The organism is Streptomyces sp. NBC_01506 (genome assembly GCF_045040295.1).
Classification (GTDB): domain Bacteria; phylum Actinomycetota; class Actinomycetes; order Streptomycetales; family Streptomycetaceae; genus Streptomyces.
On record NZ_CP109422.1, the window covers coordinates 7260602 to 7284941 of the forward strand.

The 24340-nt window shown below is 72.1% G+C and carries 28 protein-coding genes and 1 pseudogene; 24 read left to right on the plus strand and 5 right to left on the minus strand.

Features of this window, described 5'->3' with window-relative positions; genetic code table 11:
• Positions 1 to 97: 97 nt before the first annotated feature.
• The 3 genes from OG329_RS32580 (at position 98) to OG329_RS32590 (ending at position 2943) form a co-directional block, all read left to right on the plus strand.
• Complete coding sequence (locus tag OG329_RS32580) at positions 98 to 1069, plus strand: ABC transporter ATP-binding protein (protein WP_405802145.1); 972 nt, start codon at positions 98 to 100, stop codon at positions 1067 to 1069.
• A gap of 277 nt (positions 1070 to 1346) precedes the next feature.
• The gene (locus OG329_RS32585) at positions 1347 to 2240 is read left to right on the plus strand and encodes an ABC transporter permease (RefSeq protein ID WP_405799976.1); all 894 of its coding nucleotides are present in this window, start codon (positions 1347 to 1349) and stop codon (positions 2238 to 2240) included.
• 34 nt (positions 2241 to 2274) lie between these two features.
• Complete coding sequence (locus OG329_RS32590; protein WP_405799977.1) at positions 2275 to 2943, plus strand: DUF2567 domain-containing protein; 669 nt, start codon at positions 2275 to 2277, stop codon at positions 2941 to 2943.
• Positions 2944 to 2967: 24 nt separating this feature from the next.
• Here the strand turns inward: OG329_RS32590 and ybaK are convergent, their stop codons facing one another.
• The 4 genes from ybaK to OG329_RS32610 form a co-directional block, all read right to left on the minus strand.
• On the minus strand, positions 2968 to 3468 hold the full coding sequence (gene ybaK / locus OG329_RS32595; protein ID WP_405799979.1) for a Cys-tRNA(Pro) deacylase: 501 nt from the start codon (positions 3466 to 3468) through the stop codon (positions 2968 to 2970).
• A gap of 46 nt (positions 3469 to 3514) precedes the next feature.
• Entirely contained in the window at positions 3515 to 4255 is a 741-nt protein-coding gene (locus OG329_RS32600) for an LON peptidase substrate-binding domain-containing protein (RefSeq protein ID WP_405799980.1), read from the minus strand.
• A gap of 5 nt (positions 4256 to 4260) precedes the next feature.
• Positions 4261 to 5289, minus strand: coding sequence for a hypothetical protein (locus OG329_RS32605; RefSeq protein WP_405799981.1), 1029 nt, complete (start codon positions 5287 to 5289; stop codon positions 4261 to 4263).
• A 114-nt stretch (positions 5290 to 5403) separates the two neighbouring features.
• Positions 5404 to 7023 carry an oxidoreductase gene (locus OG329_RS32610; RefSeq protein WP_405799982.1) on the minus strand — a complete coding sequence of 540 codons (1620 nt, stop codon included), beginning with the start codon at positions 7021 to 7023 and terminating at the stop codon, positions 5404 to 5406.
• 334 nt (positions 7024 to 7357) lie between these two features.
• Here OG329_RS32610 and hisD point away from each other — a divergent pair, with 334 nt between their 5' ends.
• The 11 genes from hisD to OG329_RS32665 all read left to right on the plus strand — a co-directional run bounded on the left by hisD (position 7358) and on the right by OG329_RS32665 (position 15491).
• Entirely contained in the window at positions 7358 to 8719 is a 1362-nt protein-coding gene (gene hisD, locus OG329_RS32615; protein ID WP_405799983.1) for a histidinol dehydrogenase, read from the plus strand.
• A complete protein-coding gene (locus OG329_RS32620) occupies positions 8716 to 9825 on the plus strand; it encodes a histidinol-phosphate transaminase (protein ID WP_405799985.1) in 1110 nt (369 codons plus the stop codon). Before hisD ends, OG329_RS32620 begins: the two co-directional genes overlap by 4 nt.
• On the plus strand, positions 9822 to 10415 hold the full coding sequence (gene hisB, locus OG329_RS32625; RefSeq protein ID WP_405799986.1) for an imidazoleglycerol-phosphate dehydratase HisB: 594 nt from the start codon (positions 9822 to 9824) through the stop codon (positions 10413 to 10415). The genes OG329_RS32620 and hisB overlap by 4 nt, the downstream gene beginning before the upstream one ends.
• Before the next feature lie 62 nt (positions 10416 to 10477).
• Positions 10478 to 10645: a hypothetical protein gene (locus tag OG329_RS32630; protein ID WP_356585776.1), complete on the plus strand. Its 168-nt coding sequence runs from the start codon at positions 10478 to 10480 to the stop codon at positions 10643 to 10645.
• Complete coding sequence (hisH, locus tag OG329_RS32635; RefSeq protein ID WP_405799988.1) at positions 10642 to 11277, plus strand: imidazole glycerol phosphate synthase subunit HisH; 636 nt, start codon at positions 10642 to 10644, stop codon at positions 11275 to 11277. The genes OG329_RS32630 and hisH overlap by 4 nt, the downstream gene beginning before the upstream one ends.
• Positions 11277 to 12029, plus strand: a complete 753-nt coding sequence (priA, locus tag OG329_RS32640) for a bifunctional 1-(5-phosphoribosyl)-5-((5-phosphoribosylamino)methylideneamino)imidazole-4-carboxamide isomerase/phosphoribosylanthranilate isomerase PriA (protein WP_405799990.1) — start codon at positions 11277 to 11279, stop codon at positions 12027 to 12029. The genes hisH and priA overlap by 1 nt, the downstream gene beginning before the upstream one ends.
• On the plus strand, positions 12026 to 12478 hold the full coding sequence (locus OG329_RS32645) for a RidA family protein (RefSeq protein WP_405799992.1): 453 nt from the start codon (positions 12026 to 12028) through the stop codon (positions 12476 to 12478). The genes priA and OG329_RS32645 overlap by 4 nt, the downstream gene beginning before the upstream one ends.
• Complete coding sequence (gene hisF, locus OG329_RS32650; protein WP_405799994.1) at positions 12475 to 13230, plus strand: imidazole glycerol phosphate synthase subunit HisF; 756 nt, start codon at positions 12475 to 12477, stop codon at positions 13228 to 13230. Before OG329_RS32645 ends, hisF begins: the two co-directional genes overlap by 4 nt.
• A 142-nt stretch (positions 13231 to 13372) precedes the next feature.
• Positions 13373 to 13960 (plus strand): ArsR/SmtB family transcription factor, encoded by a 588-nt coding sequence (locus OG329_RS32655; RefSeq protein ID WP_405799995.1) that lies wholly within the window; start codon positions 13373 to 13375, stop codon positions 13958 to 13960.
• Positions 13961 to 14008: 48 nt separating this feature from the next.
• Positions 14009 to 14200 (plus strand): hypothetical protein, encoded by a 192-nt coding sequence (locus OG329_RS32660; RefSeq protein ID WP_405799996.1) that lies wholly within the window; start codon positions 14009 to 14011, stop codon positions 14198 to 14200.
• A 19-nt stretch (positions 14201 to 14219) separates the two neighbouring features.
• Positions 14220 to 15491, plus strand: a complete 1272-nt coding sequence (locus tag OG329_RS32665) for an MFS transporter (RefSeq protein ID WP_405799997.1) — start codon at positions 14220 to 14222, stop codon at positions 15489 to 15491.
• Positions 15492 to 15536: 45 nt separating this feature from the next.
• Here OG329_RS32665 and OG329_RS32670 read toward each other — a convergent pair whose 3' ends face one another.
• The gene (locus OG329_RS32670; RefSeq protein ID WP_405799998.1) at positions 15537 to 16169 is read right to left on the minus strand and encodes a TIGR03085 family metal-binding protein; all 633 of its coding nucleotides are present in this window, start codon (positions 16167 to 16169) and stop codon (positions 15537 to 15539) included.
• An 84-nt stretch (positions 16170 to 16253) separates the two neighbouring features.
• Between OG329_RS32670 and hisI the strand changes: the two genes are divergently transcribed.
• The 10 genes and pseudogenes from hisI to OG329_RS32720 all read left to right on the plus strand — a co-directional run bounded on the left by hisI (position 16254) and on the right by OG329_RS32720 (position 24317).
• A complete protein-coding gene (hisI, locus tag OG329_RS32675) occupies positions 16254 to 16667 on the plus strand; it encodes a phosphoribosyl-AMP cyclohydrolase (RefSeq protein WP_405799999.1) in 414 nt (137 codons plus the stop codon).
• An 11-nt stretch (positions 16668 to 16678) separates the two neighbouring features.
• Entirely contained in the window at positions 16679 to 18205 is a 1527-nt protein-coding gene (locus OG329_RS32680) for an anthranilate synthase component I (protein WP_405800001.1), read from the plus strand.
• Complete coding sequence (locus OG329_RS32685; protein WP_405800002.1) at positions 18205 to 18897, plus strand: TIGR02234 family membrane protein; 693 nt, start codon at positions 18205 to 18207, stop codon at positions 18895 to 18897. The genes OG329_RS32680 and OG329_RS32685 overlap by 1 nt, the downstream gene beginning before the upstream one ends.
• 135 nt (positions 18898 to 19032) lie before the next feature.
• Positions 19033 to 19272, plus strand: a pseudogene (locus tag OG329_RS32690) (HGxxPAAW family protein); the annotation flags it as partial.
• A 257-nt stretch (positions 19273 to 19529) separates the two neighbouring features.
• Positions 19530 to 19967, plus strand: coding sequence for a DUF2752 domain-containing protein (locus OG329_RS32695; RefSeq protein ID WP_405802146.1), 438 nt, complete (start codon positions 19530 to 19532; stop codon positions 19965 to 19967).
• A 125-nt stretch (positions 19968 to 20092) separates the two neighbouring features.
• Complete coding sequence (gene trpC, locus OG329_RS32700) at positions 20093 to 20902, plus strand: indole-3-glycerol phosphate synthase TrpC (RefSeq protein WP_405800004.1); 810 nt, start codon at positions 20093 to 20095, stop codon at positions 20900 to 20902.
• Positions 20903 to 20908: 6 nt separating this feature from the next.
• Positions 20909 to 21142: a tryptophan biosynthesis modulator TrpM gene (gene trpM, locus OG329_RS32705; RefSeq protein WP_405800005.1), complete on the plus strand. Its 234-nt coding sequence runs from the start codon at positions 20909 to 20911 to the stop codon at positions 21140 to 21142.
• Between the two features lie 149 nt (positions 21143 to 21291).
• A complete protein-coding gene (gene trpB / locus OG329_RS32710; RefSeq protein ID WP_405800007.1) occupies positions 21292 to 22566 on the plus strand; it encodes a tryptophan synthase subunit beta in 1275 nt (424 codons plus the stop codon).
• Positions 22563 to 23375 (plus strand): tryptophan synthase subunit alpha, encoded by an 813-nt coding sequence (gene trpA / locus OG329_RS32715; protein ID WP_405800009.1) that lies wholly within the window; start codon positions 22563 to 22565, stop codon positions 23373 to 23375. Before trpB ends, trpA begins: the two co-directional genes overlap by 4 nt.
• A 96-nt stretch (positions 23376 to 23471) precedes the next feature.
• A complete protein-coding gene (locus OG329_RS32720) occupies positions 23472 to 24317 on the plus strand; it encodes a DsbA family protein (protein WP_405800010.1) in 846 nt (281 codons plus the stop codon).
• Positions 24318 to 24340: the final 23 nt, after the last annotated feature.

A 24340-nucleotide genomic window follows, 5' to 3' on the forward strand; every position in this document is an offset into this window, starting at 1 on the left:
GGCCCCGATGGGCCGCCCTCAGGCCGTCATAGGCCGTCATAGGCCCCCAAAATGTTCCGGCCAGGGCCACCCCGTAGGCTCGTTCCTCGTGAGTACGGTGTGCGCGGTGCGGGAGCTGGTCAAGACGTACCCCGCCGCGCGCGGCAGACGCGGGACCCCGGCGACACCCGAGGTGCGCGCCACCGACGGCATCTGCCTGGACGTGCGGCGCGGTGAGATCTTCGGCCTGCTCGGGCCCAACGGTGCGGGCAAGTCCACCCTCGTACGCCAGCTCACCGGCCTCATGCGGCCCGACTCCGGCAGCGTCGACGTCCTCGGCCACGATCTGGTCCGGCACCCCGAACGCGCCTCACGCCTCATCGGCTATCTCGGCCAGGAGTCCACCGCGCTCGACGAGTTGACCGTGGGACTCGCGGCCGAGACCACGGGCCGGCTGCGCGGTCTCGGTCTGCGCGAGGCGCGCGCCGAGCGTGACGCCGTGCTCGCCGAACTCGGTCTCACCGAACTCGCCGGCCGCCCGTTGAAGAAGCTGTCCGGCGGCCAGCGGCGGATGGCCTGCTTCGCGGCCACGCTGGTGGGGGAGCGGCCCGTACTCGTCCTGGACGAACCCACCACCGGCATGGACCCGGTCGCCAGACGCGCCGTCTGGGCGGCGGTGGACCGGCGCCGGGCCGAACGCGGCGCGACCGTGCTGCTCGTCACCCACAACGTCATCGAGGCCGAGACGGTCCTCGACCGGGTCGCCGTGCTGGACCGGGGCAAGGTCATCGCCTGCGACACCCCGTCCGGTCTCAAGGAGCAGGTCGCGGGCGAGGTCCGGCTGGAACTCGTCTGGCGCGAGCGCGCCCCGCTCGACGTGCCCGAGGTCGCCGCGCTGCGCGGATCCGCGCAGGAGTCGGGCCGCCGCTGGGTGCTGCGACTCGCCCCCGACGAGGCGCGCGCGGCCGTCGCGGCGGTGACGGGCGGCGCGGCCTTCGCGGCGCTCGACGACTTCACGCTGGCCACGCCGAGCCTGGAGGACGTGTATCTGGCGCTCGGCGGCCAGACGCACGGGCTGGTGAAGGCGTGACGGACGGCGGTGCGGGTGTGCGCGCGGGCGTGCGGGCGGGAGACCTTGGATTTACGGCTCCGAGGGCCGGCCGGGTCGCCACCGGGGGCCGCGCCGTTGTCCCCGCGCGGGCGGTCGTAGCGTCTCACGGTCTCGGCGTTGTCGTTCCGGCCGATGCCGTCGTTCGCACGCCCGCTACTGTCCCGGCTCCCACCGTCGCGCCCGCCCCGAACTGGCCTGCCCGTACCGGGCGTTCGGGGCGTATGGCACGCTGGTCCCGGTCGGCGCCGTACCCGACATGCCGCGCCCGCCCCCGTCCGTCCGCACCGAACAGGAGCAGCGTCAGGTGAGCATCGTGCCCGCGCAGGCCGTCGCCGGGGAGAGCCGGACAGCCCCCCGGGACATCCGTGCCGTGACGGACGGAGCCGGCGGGACGCCGGCGCCGCTGGCCCCCCGCGCGCGGCTGCTGCCGTCGATGGCCGCCGTGTACCGCGCGCAGTTGTCGCGGGCCCGTGTCGCCCGGATCCCGCTGCTGTTCGTCGCGACCTTCCAGTCCGTCGGGATCATGGTCCTGATGCGCGGCGTCGTGGACGGCGGCGCCGAGGCGCGCGCCGTGGTGGCCGGGTCGAGCGTGCTCGTCGTGGCCTTCGTCGCGCTCAATCTGCTCGCGCAGTACTTCGGTCAGCTCCGGGCCACCGGCGGTCTCGACCACTACGCGACACTGCCCGTGCCGCCCGCCGCCGTGGTGCTGGGCGCGGCCGGCGCGTACGCCTCGTTCACCGTGCCCGGCACGGCCGTGACCGCCGTGACCGGCAGCCTGCTGTTCGACCTGCCGCTGACCCATCTGTGGGTGCTGGTCGCCGTCATCCCGCTCGCCGGGGCGGCGCTCGCCGGTCTCGGGGCCGCGCTGGGGCTGCTCGCGCCCCGTCAGGAGCTGGCCACACTGCTCGGGCAGCTCGGCATGTCCGCCGCGCTGCTGCTCGGTGTGCTGCCCGCCGACCGGCTGCCGGGACCGATCACCTACGCCCGCGATCTGCTGCCGTCCACCTACGGTGTGGAGGCCCTGGCCCGCAGCTTCGACAGGCATCCCCACTGGCCCACCGTGGCCTTCGATCTGGCGGTCTGCGCGGCGGTCGGCGTCGTCTCGCTGGCCGTGGCGACGTGGGCGTACCGGCGGGCGGCGGTCCGATGAGGCACGGCCGGGCCATGCCTGGCACGATGGCGGGGTGACAGCACCTCTGACGCCGCCGCATCAGCCTCCGAACGACGACCCCTGGCAGAAACCGCAGGGCGCGGGATCGACCGCGGCCCATGTCGCCCAGGCGGTGGACGGGACCGACACCAGGACCGAGATCAAGCAGGCCGCCGTCGTGACGGTCGCCGTGGCCCTCTCCGGTGTCCTGCTCGGACTGCTCTGGCTCTGGCTGTCGCCCCGGGTGCCGCTCATCGCCGGTGACTCGGCCGTCTTCCTGAAAGACACCGAGGGCGAGGAGGCGATCGGCTCGGACGGCACGTTCGTGCTGCTGGCCCTGGGATTCGGCGTGGTCAGCGCCGCCTTGGTCTTCTTCTTCCGCCGGCGCGGCGGCATCCCGCTCGTCATCGGTCTGGCGCTGGGCGGACTGCTCGCGTCCGGGCTGGCCTGGCTGGTCGGCTGGGGGCTGGGCCCGGACGACGTGGTGACGCAGGCGCGCGCGGTGGGACAGGGCGCGACGTTCGACGCGCCGCTGGAGCTGAACGCGCGGGGCGCGCTGCTGGCGTGGCCGGTGGCGGCGATGCTCGTACACCTGGCGCTGACGGCGCTGTTCGGGCCGCGCGATCCCGAGCCGGAGTGGGTGCCGTTCGGGGCGCCGTACATCCCCGCAGGCCCGGAGGACGAGCGCGGCACGGATCGCTGACGGGGGCGCCCGCCCTCCGGAGCCTCAGGCCCGCGCGATCGGCGCCAGCGTCGCCGACGTCAGTGAGGCCAGATCGGCCGGGGACAGCTCCACCTCCAGACCCCGGCGGCCCGCCGAGACGCAGACCGTGGCGTGTGCCTGTGCCGAGGAGTCGAGCACCGTACGCAGCCGCTTGCGCTGGCCCAGCGGCGAGATGCCGCCCCGTACGTAACCCGTGGTGCGCTCCGCCGCCGCCGGGTCCGCCATCGTCGCCCGTTTGCCGCCCACCGCGGCGGCCAGCGCCTTGAGATCCAGCGACCCGGCGACCGGGACGACCGCGACGGTCAGTTCGCCGTCGACGTCGGCGACCAGCGTCTTGAACACCCGGTCCGCCGACACCCCCAGCGCCTGCGCCGCCTCCTCGCCGTACGAGGGCGCCGCCAGGTCGTGCTCGTACGCGTGCAGGGTGAACTCGGCCTTCGCCGCCGTCAGCGCGACCGTCGCCGGTGTGCCGCCCGCGGTCTTCTTCGCCTGCTTCTTCGCCAAGGGACGTGTTCCTCGCGTATTCCTCGCGTCGGTCGCCGAGCTGGGGTCAGTTGGGGCTGGTGGGCTTCAGGGTGAGGTCCACCGCCGGAAGCGACGGCAGATGCCGGATCACGGCCGTCTCGGCCCGCAGGAGCTTCAGCTCCTCCCGCAGCCGCGTCACGGTGTCCGGTGCCTCGAGCAGCCGCTGTTTCACCGGGGTGTCGAGGACGGCCGCGGCGGCCACCAGATACGAGACCACGGACGGTTCGCCGGGCAGGTTGTCGCCGGTCGACAGCGACCGCTCACGCGCGCCCGCCAGCCGTTTCTGGTAGCTGCGGAAGGCCCGCAGGACTCCTTCGGCGAGTGCTCCCGCACCCTCACCTGAGTCCTCCGCGACGTCCTCGACCTCGGCGGTCAGATAGGGCCCGCCGGTGTCGACGGAGAGCAGCCGGACCCGGCTGGTGCCGGTGGCCACCACCTCGAAGCTGCCGTCCGGGCGTTCGCGGATGGTGGTCGCGTCGGCGACGCAGCCCACCTGGTGGAAGGCCGTCATGGGCTCGGGACCGAAGCCCGCCGCGGGCCCGCGTTCCGGTACGGCCGTGGGATCGGGCATGCCGGAGGCGGTCGGCGCGACCTCGTGGCCGTCGCGGATGGCGACCACGACGAAGGGCCGTGGTTCGGACTCGTCGGTCTTGAGCAGCTCGCGCATCATGGCGCGATACCGCTCCTCGAAGATGTTCAGGGGCATGACGAGGCCCGGGAACAACACCGCGTTCAGCGGGAAGAGAGGGAGATGTGCGGTGGTCACAACGCTCAAGCGTAATGGCCGCGCGGGCGCCCGCCGTCTGTCCGGTTCCACAAGGGCATCCCGGAGGCCACCTGAAGGCGCACGCCGTCACGTGTCTCCAGGAACTGGCCCAGCGGATCGTCGCTGAGCGACGTCCACGGGAAGGACGTCGCGTACGGGCCGATCAGCCGGAACTGTTCCAGCGCCTCGGCCCATCGCAGCCGTCCGACCAGCACGTACGCCAGCAGATTGCGTACCTCCGCCGGCCAGGGGTCGCCCTCCGCGTACACGGAGGAGAGCCTGATCGCCTCGTCGCACGCCGCGTCGATCCGGTTCGCCGTCCTGGAGGTGAGATCGCCGCCGAGCATCCGGCTGAAGGCGGCCCGTAGCGGAAGGGCTTTGACGAGCGATCCGGGCAGCGCGTCCTCGGCGGCCTGTTCGGCGAAGTCGAAGCACTCGCGGTGCGAGCCGTGCCAGTGGGCCGAGAGGTACTGGAGGGCCGCGACATGGCAGCCGTAATGGTGCGAGGAGCGGCGTACGGCCTCGCCCCACAGCGTCTCGAAGACGGCGTGGCCCGCGTGCGTACCGCGCGCGTGGTCCAGGGCTATCCGCCATGGCACCGGGTCGCGCGGGTCCGACTCGGCCGTCGCGGCGATCAGCGGGCCCATCTCGCGCAGCAGCTCGACGCGGGCCGGGGACTCCCAGGCCCGGCACACCCCCAGCTCGGCCTTGACGACCAGCGCGTCCGGGTCGTCCGGGGCCGCGGCGAGCCAGTGGCCGAGCCATGCGTCGCGGTGGTGGGCGAAGGCCGCGAGCCGCATCACATAGCGGTCGCGGTTCTCCCACTCGGCCGATTCGCGCGTGGTCGCCAGCAGCTTCGCCGCGTGCTCGTAATCGCCGAGGGCGGCGGAGACGAGCGCCGGGGCGAGCCGGTCGTCGGGGGCGTCGAGCAGTACCGCATCGTCCGGCGGGAGCCCGTCGGCGAGCCGCGGGGTGTGCCGGAGCATGCGCGCGGTGCTGATCAGGGCGCGAATCAATGACATGGTGCGGACCATTGAAAACCGCAGGTCGCAGGGGCGCCAGAGGGCATATGTGAAGTTTTGGTGGTAAGGAGAAGGTTGCCTCCGGATGGGTCAAGGGACGGCAAAGAAAGCGGGTCGGGCGCGGTGTCAGCCGCGGCGCAGGAGGCGTGAGGCACCTGCCGCGACCGTTGTGGCGAGAGTCCAGCCGAGCAGCACCATCGCGGCCGAGAGCCACTGCCAGCCGCCCTCCGTGCGCCAGTGCCCGTCCTGGCCGAGATTGACCACCGGCACCAGCAGATCCAGCACATACAGAGCCGGATTCCACGCCGGGTGTTCCACGCCCTTCAACGGCTCCGGAGCGTGCCGCGCGAAGGCGAAGGTGCCCGCCGCCCACAGCATCGCCATCCACAACGCGGCCCGGCCCGGCCGGTAGCCGTACGCCACCGTCCAGTCCTGGACGTAGCCCCAGGTCTTCGCGGCCAGCGGCAGCGTCTCGCGCCGTCTGCGCTGCTTGGCCAGCAGCACCTCACGGGCGTCGGCGTCCTCGCCGCTGTTGCGCATCACCTGCGCCAGGCGTTCGTACGGCTCCGGCGAATACTCCGGCGTCGCCGACTCCAGCCACTCCAGGCGCCGGTTGAGCGGGAAATGGCCGGACGGCACCACGACCTCGTAGACGAAGCCGCCCATGGCCAGTCCGCCGGGGCCCGGCCAACTCGTGGACAGATCCATCAGCGTGGTGATCTTCGCGCCGTTCAGCACGATCCGGCCCTCCAGGGGCCGCTCGCACTGGAAGCGCAGCTCCGTCGCGGTGATCCGGCGCAGCGACACCTCCTCGCCCGCCGCCATCAGGAAGCGGGCCTGGTGCAGGTCGATCGAGTCGCCGAACCGCCCGTCGTCCAGCCGGACCCCGCCGTAGCACTCGAAGCGGCGGATCTCGGTGCCGGCCGGCAGCCGCGCCGGATGGCCCGTGGTGCCGGTGTAGACCGTGCCGTACGGCGGCGTGGAGTTGGCGTTGCCCGTCGCGATGCTCACGACGGCGCCCGTCAGGTAGAGCGAGCGCTCCACCGTCAACTGCGGCGCGTTGAGCGCGCGGCGCTCGCCCGCCGCGCGCAGCCGGCTGCCGCGCAGCATCAGCGAGCCGCCGACCTTCGAGCCGCGCAGACTGAACTCGCCGTGCGTATCGATCTGTTCGGCCTGGAGATCCTGTCCCACCGACATCCCGTCGGCGGCGATCGACCGGCAGTTGCTGTCCGGCCGCACGGATATCTGGCTGATCAGCAGGTCCGTGCCGATCTGCGCGTCGGTCAGCCGGATCCCGCGGGCCACCTGGCAGCGCGGCATATGCAGATCGCCTTCCGTGCGCAGCCGGGCGGCCTCCAGGCGCGGGATCACACAGCCCACCAGCCGCAGGGTGGTGAAGTGGCACTCCGGCAGCACCAGCTCACGCTCGAAGCGGCAGTACGTCAGCTCCACATACGGATCGACATTGCCGCCCGCGAGATCCAGCGACCCGCTGATGTACGCCCCGCGCAGCTTGAGGGCGGCGACCCGCCCCGGTCGCGCGGCGGGGCCGCTGAGCAGCAGCAGCGCGATCACCCGGGCGCGCACGCTGCGGTGCTCGCCCCAAGGGCCGGTCGTGGCCGGGTCGTTGAGCAGTGGACTCGGCACGCTCAGGTCGTAGGTGCTGCCGTTCCGGAAGGCCTGCCACATACCGAGTTCTGTGGCGGAGAGCCAGTCCGGAGCTTCGTCGTCCTGCGGCTCGGACACTGCCGCGCCTCGCTTCCCCGTTCGCCGTGCTGTGCTGCGCGCCGTACCTCGATAGGTCTGTACGGCGTGCTCTGTCGCCGTGCCGTGTCGCCGTGCTGTCGTTCCGGGTCGGCGTTCTGTGTCGCCGTTCGTTCCCCGTGCTGTCGCTGTGTGACTCCCGGGCAGCCGTCGCCCCGCGGGGCTGCTGTTGTGGGGTCGTACGAATGTTCTTCCCTCTGAGTGACCGAATGAACGCCAATCGTCAACATTAGTAGCCGTGAGTGACATTCACGGCTCATATCAGCCAGTGATACGGGCGACCGGCGGCCCGACGGGGTCTGCGAGAATTGACCGCGTGATCTCACGAACCGATCTGCGCGGCGACGCCCTCCCCGAGGACGGCGCGCTGCGCGGCCTGCTGCCCCGTGCCGAGTTCGACGTGACGGCCGCCCTCGCGAAGGTGCGGCCCATCTGCGAGGACGTACGCCATCGCGGCACGGCGGCGCTGATCGAGTACGCCGCCACGTTCGACGGCGTGACGCTGGAGCGGGTACGCGTCCCGGCCGAAGCCCTCAGCCGGGCGCTGGCGGCCCTGGATCCCGCCGTGCGGGCCGCGCTGGAGGAGTCGATCCGGCGAGCGCGTATCGTGCACCGCGCGCAGCGGCGCGCGGAGCACACCACCCAGGTCGTGCCCGGCGGCACGGTGACCGAGAAGTGGGTGCCGGTCGGTCGCGTCGGGCTGTACGCGCCCGGCGGACGCGCCGTGTACCCGTCGTCCGTGATCATGAACGTGATCCCGGCGCAGGAAGCGGGCGTCGGCTCGATCGCGCTCGCCTCACCTCCCCAGAAGGAGTTCGGCGGCCTGCCGCACCCGACGATCCTGGCCGCCTGCGCGCTGCTCGACGTGGACGAGGTGTACGCGGTCGGCGGCGCCCAGGCCGTCGCGATGTTCGCGTACGGCACGACCGGGCCCGACGGCTGCCCGCCCGCCGACATGGTCACCGGCCCCGGCAACATCTGGGTCACCGCCGCCAAGCGCTACTTCGCCGGCCGTATCGGCATCGACACCGAGGCGGGCCCCACCGAGATCGCCGTCCTCGCCGACGCGACCGCCGATCCGGTGCATGTCGCCGCCGACCTGATCAGCCAGGCCGAGCACGACCCGCTCGCCGCCGCCGTCCTGGTGACCGACTCCGTCGAACTGGCCGACGCCGTCGAGAAGGAACTGGTGCCGCAGACCGCCGCCACCAAGCACGTCGAGGAGCGCATCACCCCCGCCCTGGCGGGCAAGCAGTCCGCGATCGTGCTGGTCGACGGTATCGAGGAGGGCCTGCGGGTCGTCGACGCGTACGGCGCCGAGCACCTGGAGATCCAGACCGCCGACGCCGCCGCCGTCGCCGCGCGGGTCCGTAACGCGGGCGCGATCTTCGTGGGGCCGTACGCCCCTGTCTCGCTCGGCGACTACTGCGCCGGCTCCAACCACGTCCTGCCGACCGGCGGATGCGCCTGCCACTCCTCCGGGCTCTCCGTCCAGTCCTTCCTGCGCGGCATCCACATCGTGGACTACACGCGCGACGCGCTCGCCGATGTCGCCCACCATGTCGTCACGCTCGCCGAGGCCGAGGACCTGCCCGCGCACGGCGCGGCCGTCAAGGCGCGTTTCGGCTGGAAAGTGCCCCCGGCGCGGGAGCCCTCGCAGGAGGTGCCCGGCGCGTGACGAACATCGACGACCTGCCCGTACGCGCCGAGCTGCGCGGCAAGTCCCCCTACGGGGCACCCCAGTTGGACGTCCCCGTCCACCTCAACACCAACGAGAACCCGTATCCGCTGCCCGCAGCGCTGGTCGAGCGGATCACCGAGCGGGTCCGGGAGGCCGCGCGCGGCCTCAACCGCTACCCCGACCGGGACGTGGTCGAGCTGCGCACCGAACTGGCCGCCTATCTGCGCCGCTCGGCGGGGGACCTCCCGCTGACCGCCGCCAACGTATGGGCGGCCAACGGCTCCAACGAAATCATCCAGCAACTGCTCCAGACCTTCGGCGGCCCCGGCCGCAGCGCGATCGGCTTCGAGCCCTCGTACTCGATGCACCACCTGATCGCGCGCTCCACCAGCACCGGCTGGATCTCCGGTCCTCGTAAGGAGGACTTCACCATCGACGTCGCCGCCGCCGAGCGGGCCATCACGGAGCACCGCCCCGACGTCGTCTTCATCACCACCCCCAACAACCCCACCGGCAGCGCCGTCGACGCCGCGACCGTCCTGCGGCTGTACGACGCGGCGCAGGCCGCCCGGCCCTCGCTGGTCGTCGTGGACGAGGCGTACGTCGAGTTCAGCCACCACCCCTCGCTGCTGCCGCTGCTCGCCGGCCGGCCGAACCTCGTCGTGTCGCGCACGATGTCCAAGGCGTTCGGCGCAGCCGGACTGCGGCTCGGCTATCTCGCCGCCGACCCCGCCGTCGTCGACGCGGTGCAGCTCGTACGGCTGCCGTATCACCTGTCCGCCGTCACCCAGGCCACCGCGCTCGCCGCCCTGGAGCACACCGATACGCTGCTCGGGTATGTCGAGCAGCTCAAGGCCGAGCGGGACCGGCTGGTCACCGAACTGCGCGCGATGGGCTTCGACGTCACCGACTCGGACGCCAACTTCGTCCAGTTCGGCCGCTTCGAGGACGCGCACCTGGCCTGGCGCACGATCCTCGACCAGGGCGTGCTCGTACGCGACAACGGCGTCCCGGGCCGGCTGCGGGTCACGGCGGGCACCCCGTCCGAGAACGACGCGTTCCTCGACGCGGTACGCACATTGACGAAGGAGCAGAGCGCATGAGCCGAATCGGCCGCGTGGCACGAACGACCAAGGAGACCTCGGTCGTTGTCGAGCTCGACCTCGACGGCACGGGCAAGGTGGAGGTGTCGACGGGCGTCGGCTTCTACGACCACATGCTCGACCAGCTCGGCAGGCACGGCCTGTTCGACCTCACCGTCAAGACCGAGGGCGATCTGCACATCGACTCGCACCACACCATCGAGGACACCGCCCTCGCGCTCGGCGCCGCCTTCAAGCAGGCGCTCGGCGACAAGGTCGGCATCTACCGCTTCGGCAACTGCACGGTCCCGCTGGACGAATCGCTCGCCCAGGTCACCGTGGACCTCTCGGGCCGCCCCTATCTGGTGCACACCGAGCCCGAGAACATGGCGCCGATGATCGGCGGCTACGACACGACGATGACCCGGCACATCCTGGAGTCGTTCGTCGCCCAGGCGCAGATCGCGCTGCACGTGCACGTCCCGTACGGGCGCAACGCGCACCACATCGTGGAGTGCCAGTTCAAGGCCCTCGCCCGCGCGCTGCGTTACGCGAGTGAGCGCGACCCGCGCGCCGCCGGCATCCTCCCCTCCACGAAGGGCGCGCTGTAGGCCGTGTCTGACAAATCCCATGACTGGCCTCAACCTCTTTACGAAGGGCGCGCCGTAACCCCATGACCGGTCTCAACACCATCCTCATCGTCCTCGGCCTGTTCCTGGCCGGCGGCGTCTACTCCTTCGCCAAGCAGAAGCAGCCCACGGGCGTCATCGTCCTGCTCGCCATATGCTCCGCGCTCTGTCTCGTCGCCGGCATCCTTCGCATCCAGGGACTGTGGGAATGACCAAGAACGTCGTCGTCCTCGACTACGGCTTCGGCAACGTGCGTTCGGCCGAGCGCGCCGTGGCCCGTGCCGGGGCCGAGGTCGAGATCACCCGTGACTTCGACAAGGCGATGAACGCAGACGGGCTGATCGTGCCCGGCGTCGGCGCCTTCTCCGCCTGCATGGAAGGGCTCCGCGCGGCACGCGGCGACTGGATCGTCGGCCGCCGGCTCGCGGGCGGACGCCCCGTACTGGGCATCTGCGTCGGCATGCAGATCCTCTTCGAGCGCGGCATCGAGCACGGCGTGGAGACCGAAGGTCTCGACGAATGGCCGGGCACCGTGGGCCCGCTCACCGCGCCGACCGTCCCCCACATGGGATGGAACACCGTCGAGGCGCCCGCGGACAGTCTGCTCTTCGCCGGGCTCGACGCCGGTGAGCGCTACTACTTCGTGCACTCCTACGCCGTCCACGACTGGACCCTCGAAGTCACCAACCCCAAGATCCGCGCCCCCAGGGTCACCTGGTCCTGGCACGGCGAGCCGTTCGTGGCCGCCGTGGAGAACGGTGCACTGTGGGCGACGCAGTTCCACCCCGAGAAGTCCGGCGACGCCGGAGCCCGGCTGCTGTCCAACTGGATCGGAACCTTCTGATGTCCGGCACACCCACCTCGTCCTCCGTACGGAGGCTCGAACTCCTGCCCGCCGTCGACGTACGCGACGGCCAGGCCGTACGGCTCGTCCACGGCGAGTCGGGCTCCGAGACCTCGTACGGCTCACCGCTGGAAGCCGCACTCGCCTGGCAGCGCGCGGGCGCCGAGTGGCTGCATCTCGTGGACCTCGACGCGGCGTTCGGCACCGGTGACAACCGGGACCTGGTCGCCGGGATCACCCGGGCCATGGACATCGAGGTCGAGCTGTCCGGCGGCATCCGCGACGACGCCTCGCTCGCCGCCGCCCTCGCCACCGGCTGTACGCGCGTCAACCTCGGTACGGCGGCGCTGGAAACGCCCGAGTGGGCGGCCAAGGCCATCGCCGAGTACGGCGACAGGATCGCGATCGGTCTCGACGTACGCGGTACGACGCTGCGCGGGCGCGGCTGGACCAGCGACGGCGGTGACCTCTGGGAAACGCTGGCGCGCCTCGACGCGGAGGGCTGCGCGCGGTACGTCGTCACCGACATCGCCAAGGACGGCACCCTCCAGGGGCCCAACCTGGAGCTGCTGAAGAGTGTGTGCGCGGCCACCGACCGGCCGGTCGTCGCCTCCGGGGGTGTCTCCTCGCTCGCGGATCTGCGCGCGATCGCCTCGCTGGTGCCGGACGGTGTCGAGGGCGCGATCGTCGGAAAGGCCCTGTACGCGAAGGCGTTCACCCTGGAAGAGGCGATCGAGGAGGTGGCCCGATGAGCGAGCGCCCGGCCGACAGCGCGAACGCGGCCCGCGCGGACACGTCCGGCGGCGTACGGCGGATCTCCTCGGGCGGTCCCTGGGAGGACGCCTTCGGCTACTCCCGAGCCGTCGAACTCCCGGGCGGACTGGTCCTCGTCTCCGGCTGCACCTCGGTGGTGGACGGACGGATCGCCGAGGGCGGACCGTACGAACAGGCCGTCACCGCCTTCGGCGTGGGCATCCAGGCGCTGGCCGACCTCGGTCTCGGCGTGGAGCACGTGGTGCGCACCCGGATGTATCTCACACACGCCGGGGACGCGGAGGACGTCGGGCGTGCCCACAAGGAGCTGTTCGACGCCGTACGGCCCGCCGCCTCGATGGTCGTCGTCGCCGGCCTCATCGATCCGAGCCTGGTGGTCGAGGTCGAACTGGAAGCCTTCCGCGCGCCCTCCGGAGGCCCGGCATGAGCCTCGCCGTACGAGTCATCCCCTGCCTGGACGTGGACAACGGCCGGGTCGTCAAGGGCGTCAACTTCCAGAATCTGCGCGACGCCGGTGACCCCGTCGAGATGGCCAGGCTGTACGACGCCGAGGGCGCGGACGAGCTGACCTTCCTCGACATCACCGCCTCGTCGGGGGACCGCGAGACGACGTACGACGTGGTGCGCCGCACCGCCGAGCAGGTCTTCATCCCGCTCACGGTCGGCGGCGGCGTCCGTACCCCCGAGGACGTCGACAAGCTGCTGCGGGCGGGCGCCGACAAGGTCGGCGTCAACACGGCGGCCATCGAACGCCCCGACCTCATCCGGGAGATCGCCGAGCGCTTCGGCCGCCAGGTGCTGGTCCTGTCGGTCGACGCGCGGCGCACGCCCGAGGGCACGTTCGAGGTCACCACCCACGGCGGGCGCCGGGGCACGGGCATCGACGCCGTGGAGTGGGCGCACCGCGCGGCCGAGCTGGGCGCCGGCGAGATCCTGCTCAACTCGATGGACGCGGACGGCACGAAGGACGGCTACGACACGGAGATGATCGCGGCCGTACGCGCGCGGGTCACCGTTCCCGTCATCGCCTCGGGCGGCGCGGGCGCCCTCGCGGACTTCCCGCCGGCCGTCGAGGCGGGCGCGGACGCGGTGCTGGCCGCCTCCGTCTTCCACTTCGGTGATCTGCGGATCTCCCAGGTGAAGCGGGCGCTGCGGGACGCGGGTCACCCGGTGCGCTAGACCCTGTCCCTGTCGTAGGTACGACCGCTGCCCCGGAACGATCCGTTCCGGGGCAGTTCGCTGTTCGGCACTCCGGTGAATCCACAGGATTTATTGCGCAACTAATATTGCGCAACTTTTCTTTTGTATCTACGGTGGGGGTATGGCAGCCAAGGACCCCCGCAGAATCGACGACCTGGACACCCTCAAGGCGTTCGGTCACCCCCTGCGGATGAAGCTCTACCGCGCCCTGTTCATCTCCCGTACGGCCACCGCCTCCCAGCTCGCCGAGCAGGTGGACGGAGCCGTCTCGCTCGTCAGCTACCACCTGCGCAGGCTCGCCGACCACGGGCTGATCGAGGAAGCGCCCCAGCAGGGGCAGGACGGTCGTGAGCGCTGGTGGCGGACCACGTCCGAAGGGCTCTCCTTCCGCGACGAGGACTTCCGCGACGCGCCCGAGAAGGTCGCCACGCACGCCGCCATCGGGCGGATGTCGTTCGAGCAGCGCGGGGAGCTGTACCGCGCCTACATGGACAGCCAGTCGGCCTGGGCGCCCGAGTGGCGCAGCGCCGCCTTCAGCAGCGAATTCCTCGGCCCGTTCAAACCCGAGGAACTGGCCTTGCTGAGCAAGGAGATGCACGAGCTGATCAAGCGGCACACGGACGCCGCGCGGGCCGAGCAGGACGCGGGCGACACCGAGGGCCGCGAGAACGTCGCGCTGCACATCTACGGATTCCCGTTCCGGCAGTAGCAGTAGCAACTGCCGTAGCCCCAGCAGTAGTCGAGAGGAGCCACCGTCATGCACAGCGACATACATCGTGAACTGCACGCCCTGCGCGCCGCCGACCTCCGTACGGAGGTGGACCGCTTCCGGCTGGCCCGGGAGGCGCGGACCCCCGGTGGTCTGCGCGGCCGACTGGGCTGGTTCCTGGTCGGACTGGGGCTGCGCCTCGTACACCGTCCGCCGGTACACGTCGCGCGTATCGCCTGACGGAAGGACGTACGCCGACATGCGCGCGACGGTCATACCCCCGGTCGGCGAATCCGCCCCCGAGCGGCCCGCCCATCGCGACGCCAACGTCCTGCGCTGGATCGCCGCCTACACCATGTCGATGGTCGGCGACAGCGTGTACTTCATGGCGCTGGCCTGGGCCGCCACCCGCTCCGGCAGCCCCACCCAGGTCGGCGTGGTGCTGGCCGTGGGGGCCGTGCCCCGGGCCCTGCTGATGCTCGGCGGGGGAGTGCTCGCCGACCGGTGGGGCCCGCGCCGTGTCGTCATCGGCAGCGACGCCGCGCGCTGCCTGGTGATCCTCACCGTCGCCGCCGCCCTGCTCGTCACCGCGCCCGGTCCGGGGCTGCTGATCGCCGTGGCCCTGGTCTTCGGCGTCGTGGACGCCCTGTTCCTGCCCGCTGTCGGCGCCCTGCCGCCACGGATCACCGCTCCCGGACAACTCGCCCGGGTGCAGGGGCTGCGGGGCCTGGCGGCGCGTGTGGCGAATGTGACCGGGGGACCGCTCGGCGGGCTCCTGGTCGCGTTCGGCGGGCCGGCGGCGGCGTTCGCCGTGGCGGGCGCCCTCTTCGCCGGCTCGCTCGCGCTCCTCGTCGCCGTACGGATCGCGCCCCTGCCGGTCCGCACCACCACCGAAGCCCCCGCCGAAGCCGCCGAAGCCGGTCCATGGCGCGAACTCACCGACGGGGTGCGCTACATCCGCCACCACCGCGTCCTGGGCCCGCTGATGCTCGTCATCGCGCTCAGCGAGCTGGGCTTCGTCGGCCCGCTCAACCTCGGACTCGTCCTGCTCGCCCAGGAGCGCGGCTGGGGCGCCGGCGGTATGGGCTGGGTCGTCGGGGCCTTCGGTATCGGCGCCGGCGCGGCCTCGCTGCTGCTGGCGGTACGCGGGCGCCTCCCGCGCGCGGGCCTCGTCCTGTGCCTGTCCGTCGTCGGCGGCTCCCTCGCGATCGGCGCCGTCGCCTTCGTACCGACCGTCGTCCTCGCCGCCGTGGCGGGCCTGTTCGTCGGGCTGCTGGCCGGGCTCGGCGGCGGGCTCTGCGGGGCGCTGACCCAGACAGCCTCCGAGCCCGGCTACCTCGGCCGGGTCACTTCGGTCTCCACCCTGTTCACCCTCGGCATCGCGCCGCTGAGCTACCCGGTGACCGGCGCCGCCGTAGGGCTCTGGGGCACCGGCCCGGTCTTCGTCGTGAGCGCCGCGGTCTGCGGGGCGGGCGGCGCGCTGGGCCTGGCGTTCACCGCCCTGCGCCGCGCGGAGCTGCCCGGCGGCTGATGCCGGCGACGGGTCCTGACAGGGCCTCACAGGTCCTGGCGGGTCCTACATGCCGAGCTTCGCCCGCTGGACCTGGTCGACCGCCTCCTTGTCGCCCTCCACGTCCACGCGGGCCGCGTCCTGCCGGCCGAAGACATAGAGCAGCAGCTCACTCGGCTCCCCGGTGACCGTCACCACCGGCGAGCCCCGGTGCGCCACCGCCGTCTGCCCGTCCGGACGGCGCAGCACCAGACCGACCGGCGCCTTGCGGCCCATCATCCGGGCGCCCTTCTCCAGCCGCGCCCACAGGACGTTCGAGAAGACCTTGTCCACCTCGCGCGGCGTCCAGTCGGGCTGCGCCCGCCGTACGTCCTCGGCGTGGACGTAGTACTCGACGGTGTTCGCCGCCTCGTCGAGCTGCTTGATCCCGAAGGGCGACATCCGGGGCGGTCCCGTACGGATGAGCTGGATCAGCTCCTCGTACGGCTTCGCCACGTACTCACCCTGCACCCGCTCCAGCCGGTTCCTCAGCGGGCCGATGAGCTGTCCCCCGGCCGCGTCCGGGCGTCGCTCGCGCACCACCACGTGCGCCGCGAGATCCCGGGCGTTCCAGCCTTCGCACAAGGTCGGGGCGTCGGGTCCCGCCGACTCCAACAGGTCGGCGAGCAGAAGTCGTTCACGCTTCGCATGGGTCGACATGCTGACAAGCGTACGACTGCCACGCGCCGTCCGCCCAGTGGACGCCGGGGCCTGTGGACAGCACGCGCGCGGCACAATGGCCCTATGACCAGCGTGACCGAGGGCTCAGCCCCCACCAGCGGCCTCGACCCCGCCATCGCCGCCCGGCTCAAGCGCGGCGCGGACGGGCTGATTCCGGCCGTCGTCCAGCAGTACGACACCGGCGAGGTGCTGATGCTGGGCTGGATGGACGACGAGGCCCTGCACCGCACCCTCACCACAGGACGCGGCACCTACTGGTCGCGCAGCCGCCGCGAGTACTGGGTCAAGGGCGACACCTCCGGCCATGTCCAGCACGTCAGGTCCGTCGCGCTCGACTGCGACGCGGACACGGTCCTTCTCAAGGTCGACCAGGTGGGCGCCGCCTGCCACACCGGCGACCGGACCTGCTTCGACGCCGACGTCCTCCTACCGACGCCGACGCCGGGGCCGACAGCCGCCGGCCCCGCCGCCCACTAGGCTCCGCTGCCATGGATCTCGACACCTTCCGCAAGCTGGCGGTCGACCGCCGTGTCATCCCGGTCGGCCGCAGGCTCCTCGCGGACGGCGACACCCCGGTCGGCCTCTACCGCAAACTCGCCGCCGAACGCCCGGGGACCTTCCTCCTCGAATCCGCCGAGAACGGCCGCTCCTGGTCGCGCTACTCCTTCATCGGCGTACGGTCCGCCGCCACCCTCACCGAGCGCGACGGGCGCACCCACTGGCTCGGCACCCCGCCGGTCGGCGTCCCCGTCGACGGCGACCCGCTGGCCGCCCTGCGCGCCACCGTGGAGGCCCTGCACACCCCCCGCACGCTCCACGACGACGAGAACGACCTGCCGCCCTTCACCGGCGGCATGGTCGGCTACCTCGGCTTCGACGTCGTGCGCCGGCTGGAGAAGAAGATCGGCGACCACGCGCGCGACGATCTGCGCCTGCCCGAGCTGACGATGCTCCTCACCTCCGACCTCGCCGTCCTGGACCACCGCTCCGGCACCGTCCTGCTCATCGCCAACGCGATCAACCACAACGACCTCGACACGGGTGTGGACGAGGCGTACGCGGACGCCGTCGACCGGCTCGACGCCATGGAGCGCGATCTGGCACGCCCCCTGGACAGCGTGCCCACCGCGCTGCCGCCTTCGGAGCTGCCGCCGTACACCGCTCTGTGGGGCGGCGTGGCCTATCAGGAGGCCGTCGAGGACATCAAGGAGCGCATCAGGGCGGGCGAGGCGTTCCAGGTCGTGCCCTCGCAGCGGTTCGAGACCCCCTGCGAGGCGAGCGCGCTCGACGTCTACCGGGTGCTGCGGGCCACCAACCCCAGCCCGTACATGTACCTCTTCCGCTTCGACGGCTTCGACGTCGTCGGCTCCAGCCCCGAGGCGCTGGTCAAGGTCGAGGACGGGAACGCGATGGTCCACCCCATCGCCGGCACCCGCCCGCGCGGCGCGACACCCCACGACGACCAGGCCCTCGCCGACGAACTGCTCGCCGACCCCAAGGAGCGCGCCGAGCACCTGATGCTGGTCGACCTGGGCCGCAACGATCTGGGGCGGGTCTGCGAACCCGGCACCGTCGAGGTGGTCGACTTCATGTCCGTCGAGCGCTACTCGCACGTCATGCACATCGTGTCGACCGTCACCGGCCGGGTCGCCGAAGGCCGTACCGCCTTCGACGTCCTGACCGCCTGCTTCCCCGCCGGCACGCTCTCCGGCGCCCCGAAGCCGCGAGCCCTGGAGATCATCGACGAACTGGAGCCCTCGCGCCGTGGTCTGTACGGAGGCTGCGTCGGCTATCTCGACTTCGCCGGCGACTCCGACACCGCCATCGCCATCCGTACGGCCCTGCTCCGGGACGGCACCGCCTACGTCCAGGCGGGCGCGGGTGTCGTCGCCGACTCCGACCCGGTCGCTGAGGACATGGAGTGCCGTAACAAGGCCGCCGCGGTGCTGCGCGCGGTGCACACCGCGAACCGGCTGACAGGCCCGTCGGAGGCGAGCGGGGGCCGTAGGGGATAGTGGGTCGGGTGACTGCCGTACCCATTCCCCAGCCCCGCGAGCCTCGCGCCGAGACTCCGGCCGCCGCCACGAGAAGGCGGGCCGGCCGAAGCCTCGGCATCGCACTGCTCCTCGGCGCGGCCGGCTCCGCCGTGGTGCTGATCGCCTCCGGCCAGACCTGGGCCGAGGGCAGTGCCGCCGTGGCCGGCGGCAGTGTGTCGCTCGACGCCGGAGGCCGTGACGTCACCGGCGTCCCCGCCGCGCTCGCCGTCGTCGGCCTCGCCGCCCTGGTCGCCGTCTTCGCCGTCCGTACGGCAGGCCGGCTGCTGGTCTCCGCGCTGCTCGCGCTCAGCGGTGCGGGCGCGACCGTCGCCGCGCTCGTCGGCGCGGCCGACAGCGCCGCGCTGGACGACAAGGCCGCGCGCGCGACGGGCGACACCGCCGCGACCGTCGCGGCCCTCACCCACACCGCCTGGCCGTACGTGACGGCGGCCGGCGGCGTACTGATCCTGCTCGCCGGGCTGCTGGCACTGAGGTACGGATCACACTGGCCCACCATGTCGGGCCGCTACGAGCGCGACGGCACCCCGCGCGCCGCCCGCTCCGGCGGAGCGGCCGGGCGGCCCGCCAAGGCCGCCGGGCCCGCCGTGGACCCCGACCGGCCCGAGGACATCTGGAAGGCCCTGGACCGGGGCGAGGACCCGACGCGATAGGGCGTCCGACGGACCGCGCGCGCGGTCCCGACCCCCTCGAAGGGGAACGCCGACGGGTGCGGGACAATGAAGCATGAGCGTTCGGCTCATCCCGCGCGCGATCACCGCGCCGCATCAGCAACGAGGAGCGAATTCATGGCGGGCAGCAGCCACGGACACACCCCGGCCGGCTGGACCGGTGTCACCATCTCCATCATCGGCTTCTGCATCGCAGGCGTCTTCATGGTGGCGGCCGATCCCCTCGGGCTGATCGCGGGCCTGGCGGTCGTCGTCCTGGGCGGCATCGTCGGCCTCGCCATGAAGGCCGCGGGCCTCGGCGCGGTCAAGGAGTCCGACGCGACGAAGCAGGCCCGGGTGGAGGCCGCGCAGGCGTCCGTGGAGCGCCTGCGGCGCCAGGCGATCGAGCGTGGCGCGCGCCGGCCGCAGGCCGCCGCCACGGCGGAGCCGGCGAAGCAGACGGCGTAGTCGCGTCCGCGCGACACGTCCGCGCGACACCCAGGCGCGGTCCGGCCATGCCGGGCCGCGCTTTCGTGTCGTGTCCGGCTCCCGGTTCCGGTCGCGGTCCCGACGCGCTCGCCGGGGCCTGGCTGCGCATTCGTGTCCCCGCGGGGGACAATCACCGCGTGGACGCCATGCCTGCACCCGCCGCGCCGCCCCCGGCCCCCGTTCCGGCGCCCCGCGCCCGGCGGCTCCTCGCCCCGCTGGCCACGCTCACCGGCGTCGTCGGCGCCTTCACCTACGTCGGCCTGGTCGATCCCAACGAGAGCGGCCACTACCCCGTCTGCCCGCTGCTCAGCATGACCGGGCTCTACTGCCCCGGCTGCGGCGGTCTGCGCAGCGCCCACGCCGTCGCGCACGGTGACCTCGCCGCCGCCCTCGGTGCCAACGCGCTCGCGGTCGTCGGCTATGCGATCTTCGCCGCGGTATGGCTGGTGTGGCTGATTCACGTCGTTCGCGGAACCCGCCCGCGCGTCTCGGTGCCACCCTTCTTGGGATGGGCCGTCGGGGCCGTGATCCTGGTCTTCACAGTGGTACGGAACCTCCCTTTCGGCTCATCGCTCGCCCCGTGAAGTCCCAGGTGGCAGGCGGCCCGACCGCCGGATGCGGGCGCTCGGCCCTCCTGCGGATACCATCGACATGGCTGATCCTTATCCATGGCTGAATCCGACACCGTTCCCGGAAGGGGGCCGCTCGCGTGAGTGTGCTCGACGAGATCATCGAAGGCGTACGCGCCGACCTCGCGGAGCGGCAGGCGCGCGTCGGCCTCGACGAGCTCAAGGAGCGCGCGGCCAAGGCGCGGCCGGCCAAGGACGGCGTCGCCGCACTGCGCGGCGAGGGCGTCACGGTCATCTGCGAGGTCAAGCGCTCCAGCCCCTCCAAGGGCGCGCTGGCCGCGATCGCCGACCCCGCCGGACTGGCCGCCGACTACGAGGCGGGCGGCGCCGCCGCCATCTCCGTACTGACCGAGCAGCGCCGCTTCGGCGGCTCGCTGGCCGACCTCGAAGCCGTCCGGGCCAAGGTCGACGTCCCCGTCCTGCGCAAGGACTTCATGGTCACGGCGTACCAGCTCTGGGAGGCCCGCGCGTACGGCGCCGACCTCGTCCTGCTGATCGTCGCCGCCCTGGAGCAGCCCGCGCTCGTCTCGCTCATCGAGCGCGCCGAGTCCATCGGACTCACCCCGATCGTCGAGGTCCACGACGAGGACGAGGTGGAGCGCGCGGTCGACGCCGGGGCGAAGATCATCGGGGTCAACGCGCGTGACCTGAAGACGCTGAAGGTCGACCGCGGCACGTTCGAGCGGGTCGCCCCCGAGATCCCGGACGGCATCGTCAAGATCGCGGAGTCCGGTGTGCGCGGACCGCACGACCTCATCGCGTACGCCAACGCGGGCGCCGACTCGGTGCTCGTCGGCGAGTCCCTGGTCACCGGCCGCGACCCGAAGTCGGCCGTGGCCGATCTGGTCGCCGCGGGGGCCCACCCGGCGCTGCGGCACGGGCGGAGCTGACCCCCGATGCCCCTGCCCGCCTCCGGAGCCGTCGTAGCCGTGCGCGCGCCTCACGCGCCGCTGGCGCGCGGGTGCCGGCCGCGGGGCTGCCGGGCCCCGGCCCGGCGCGTCCACGGGCGGCGGGTGCGGTACGTGATCGGTGACGAACCCGGTCAGGTCAACGGCATGCGATGGCGCCGGGCCACGCCCCGGCGAGGCCCTTCCGACCGCGACCACCGCGACCACCGCGCAGCCGTCTGACCGTCTGACCGCCTGACCTCGGCGTCAGGCGGGCGGCGCGATTCGCGCACGTCCGGAAGCGCGGTCACCACGACCCGTCCCCTTCGGGGACCGACTCGCCCGTGGCACATACGGTGCATACCACCCGTTGCTTCACGAGGAGATCATCCGTGTCTTCCGCGCCATCCGCGTCATCTCCGTCTGCCGCGTCCAGTGAGTTCTTCATTCCCGATCCCACGGGCCTGAGCCCGAACGCCGAGGGTTACTTCGGCGCGTTCGGCGGCAAGTTCATCCCCGAGGCGCTGGTCGCCGCCGTGGACGAGGTCGCCGTCGAGTACGAGAAGGCCAAGAGCGACCCCGCCTTCGCCGCCGAGCTGAACGACCTCCTCGTCAACTACACCGGCCGCCCCAGCGCGCTCACCGAGGTCCCACGCTTCGCCGCCGAGGCCGGCGGCGCCACGGTGTTCCTCAAGCGGGAGGACCTGAACCACACCGGGTCCCACAAGATCAACAACGTGCTCGGCCAGGCGCTGCTCACCAAGCGCATGGGCAAGACCCGCGTCATCGCCGAGACCGGCGCCGGCCAGCACGGTGTCGCCACCGCGACCGCCTGCGCGCTGTTCGGACTCGAATGCACCATCTACATGGGCGAGATCGACACCGAGCGCCAGGCGCTCAACGTCGCCCGGATGCGGATGCTCGGCGCCGAGGTCGTACCGGTGAAGTCCGGCAGCCGCACCCTGAAGGACGCCATCAACGAGGCGTTCCGCGACTGGGTCGCCAATGTGGACCGTACGCACTATCTGTTCGGCACCGTCGCCGGACCGCACCCCTTCCCCGCCATGGTGCGGGACTTCCACCGCGTCATCGGGGTCGAAGCGCGGCGCCAACTCCTGGAGAGGACGGGCCGGTTGCCCGACGCGGCCGTCGCCTGTGTAGGAGGCGGGTCCAACGCGATCGGTCTCTTCCACGCCTTCCTCGCCGACGCGGCCGTACGGCTGGTGGGCTGCGAGCCCGCGGGCCACGGCATCGAGTCCGGTGAGCACGCGGCGACGCTGAGCGCGGGCGAGCCGGGCATCCTGCACGGCTCGCGCTCCTACGTCCTTCAGGACGAGGAGGGCCAGATCACCGAGCCGTACTCGATCTCCGCCGGACTCGACTACCCGGGCATCGGCCCCGAGCACGCCTATCTCAAGGACAGCGGGCGCGGCGAGTACCGGGCCGTGACCGACGACGACGCGATGAAGGCGCTGCTTCTGCTGTCCCGCACCGAGGGCATCATTCCGGCCATCGAGAGCGCGCACGCGCTCGCCGGGGCCTTGGAGGTCGGGCGTGAGCTGGGGAAGGATGCCCTGATCGTCGTCAACCTCTCGGGGCGCGGCGACAAGGACATGGACACCGCTGCCCGCTACTTCGGGCTGTACGACGGGGAGAGCGCCAAGTGAGCGGGAACATCCAGTTGTTGAGCGACACCCTCGCCGGCGCGAAGCGCGAGGGGCGCGCCGCGCTCATCGCCTATCTGCCCGCCGGATTCCCGACGGTCGACGGCGGCATCGACGCCGTGAAGGCCGTCTTCGACGGCGGCGCCGACGTGGTCGAGGTCGGGCTGCCGCACAGCGACCCGGTGCTCGACGGCCCCGTCATCCAGACCGCCGACGACATCGCCCTCAAGGGCGGCGTGAAGATCGCGGACGTGATGCGCACGGTCCGCGAGGCGTACGAGGCCACCGGAAAGCCCGTGCTGGTCATGACGTACTGGAACCCGGTCGACCGCTACGGCGTCGAGCGCTTCACCGCGGAGCTGGCCGAGGCGGGCGGCGCCGGGTGCATCCTGCCCGACCTGCCCGTACAGGAGTCCGACGAATGGCGGCGGCACGCCGGCGAACACGGCCTCGCCACCGTGTTCGTGGTCGCGCCGAGCAGCAAGGACGACCGACTCGCGAAGATCACGGCCGTGGGCTCCGGATTCGTCTACGCCGCCTCCCTGATGGGAGTCACCGGCACCCGTCAGTCGGTGGGCGCGCAGGCCGAGGACCTGGTGCGGCGGACCCGTGTCAGCACCGATCTGCCGGTGTGCGTCGGGCTCGGGGTGTCCAACGCCACACAGGCCGCCGAGGTCGCCTCGTTCGCCGACGGGGTCATCGTCGGCTCCGCCTTCGTCAAGCTGATGCTGGACGCGCCCGACGACGAGGCGGGAGTGGCGGCGGTCCGCGGCCTGGCCGCCGAGCTGGCCGAAGGCGTTCGCAAGCGCTGACGGGGCGCGGTTCGTACAGGGACCCCGAGGTCCCTCGTACGGGTGGACATGGGACCGGGGAGGTGCGTACGCGCCTCCCCGGTTCGTTGCTGAGGCGTGAGCGAGAAGAACCGTGAGGCAAAGAGGAGCGCCAGAGAGCGGCTCCAGGAGCAGCGTGAGCAGGAGAAGAGGCGAGAGCGGCGCAGGCGCACCCTGATCGTCTCGGCGGCGGTGGTGGGCGTGCTGGGCGTGGCGGCGGCGATCGGACTCGTCGCCACCAACGCGAACAAGGACAAGGGCGGCAGCGCCGCCGCGGGCCCCGTGCTGGCCCCGTCGGGCGCGCAGGGCAAGGACGAGCTGTCGATCCCCGTGGGCATGGCCGACGCGCCGTCGACCCTCACCGTGTGGGAGGACTTCCGCTGCCCGGCCTGCGGCCAGTTCGAGAACGCGTTCAGGGACACGATCAAGGAGCTGGAGAGCGCCGGCCAGCTCAAGGTCGACTACCACCTCGCCACGATCATCGACGGCAACATGGGCGGCAGCGGCTCGCTGCGCGCGGCCAACGCGGCGGCGTGCGCCCAGGACGTCGGGAAGTTCGCGCCGTACCACGACACCCTGTTCCAGAATCAGCCGCCGGAGCCGGACGACGCCTTCGCCGACAACGCCAAGCTGCTGGAGCTGGCGGGCAAGGTCGACGGCCTGGAGTCGGCCCCCGGCTTCCGTCAGTGCGTGCAGGACGGCAAGCATGACAAGTGGGTGATGAACTCGAACACCGCCTTCCAGAAGGGCGGCTTCAGCGGCACGCCGACCGTTCTGCTCAACGGTGAATCCGTCTTCCCCAAGAAGGGCGGCGAGGACATCACTCCGGCCAATTTCAAGAGGTGGGTCACGGAGGCCAACAAGGGCAAGCAGCCGGGCACCGCACCGGCGACACCGCCCGATACGGGGGCTTCGCCCTCCTGAGTCAGGAGCCCGCGCGGCGCGCT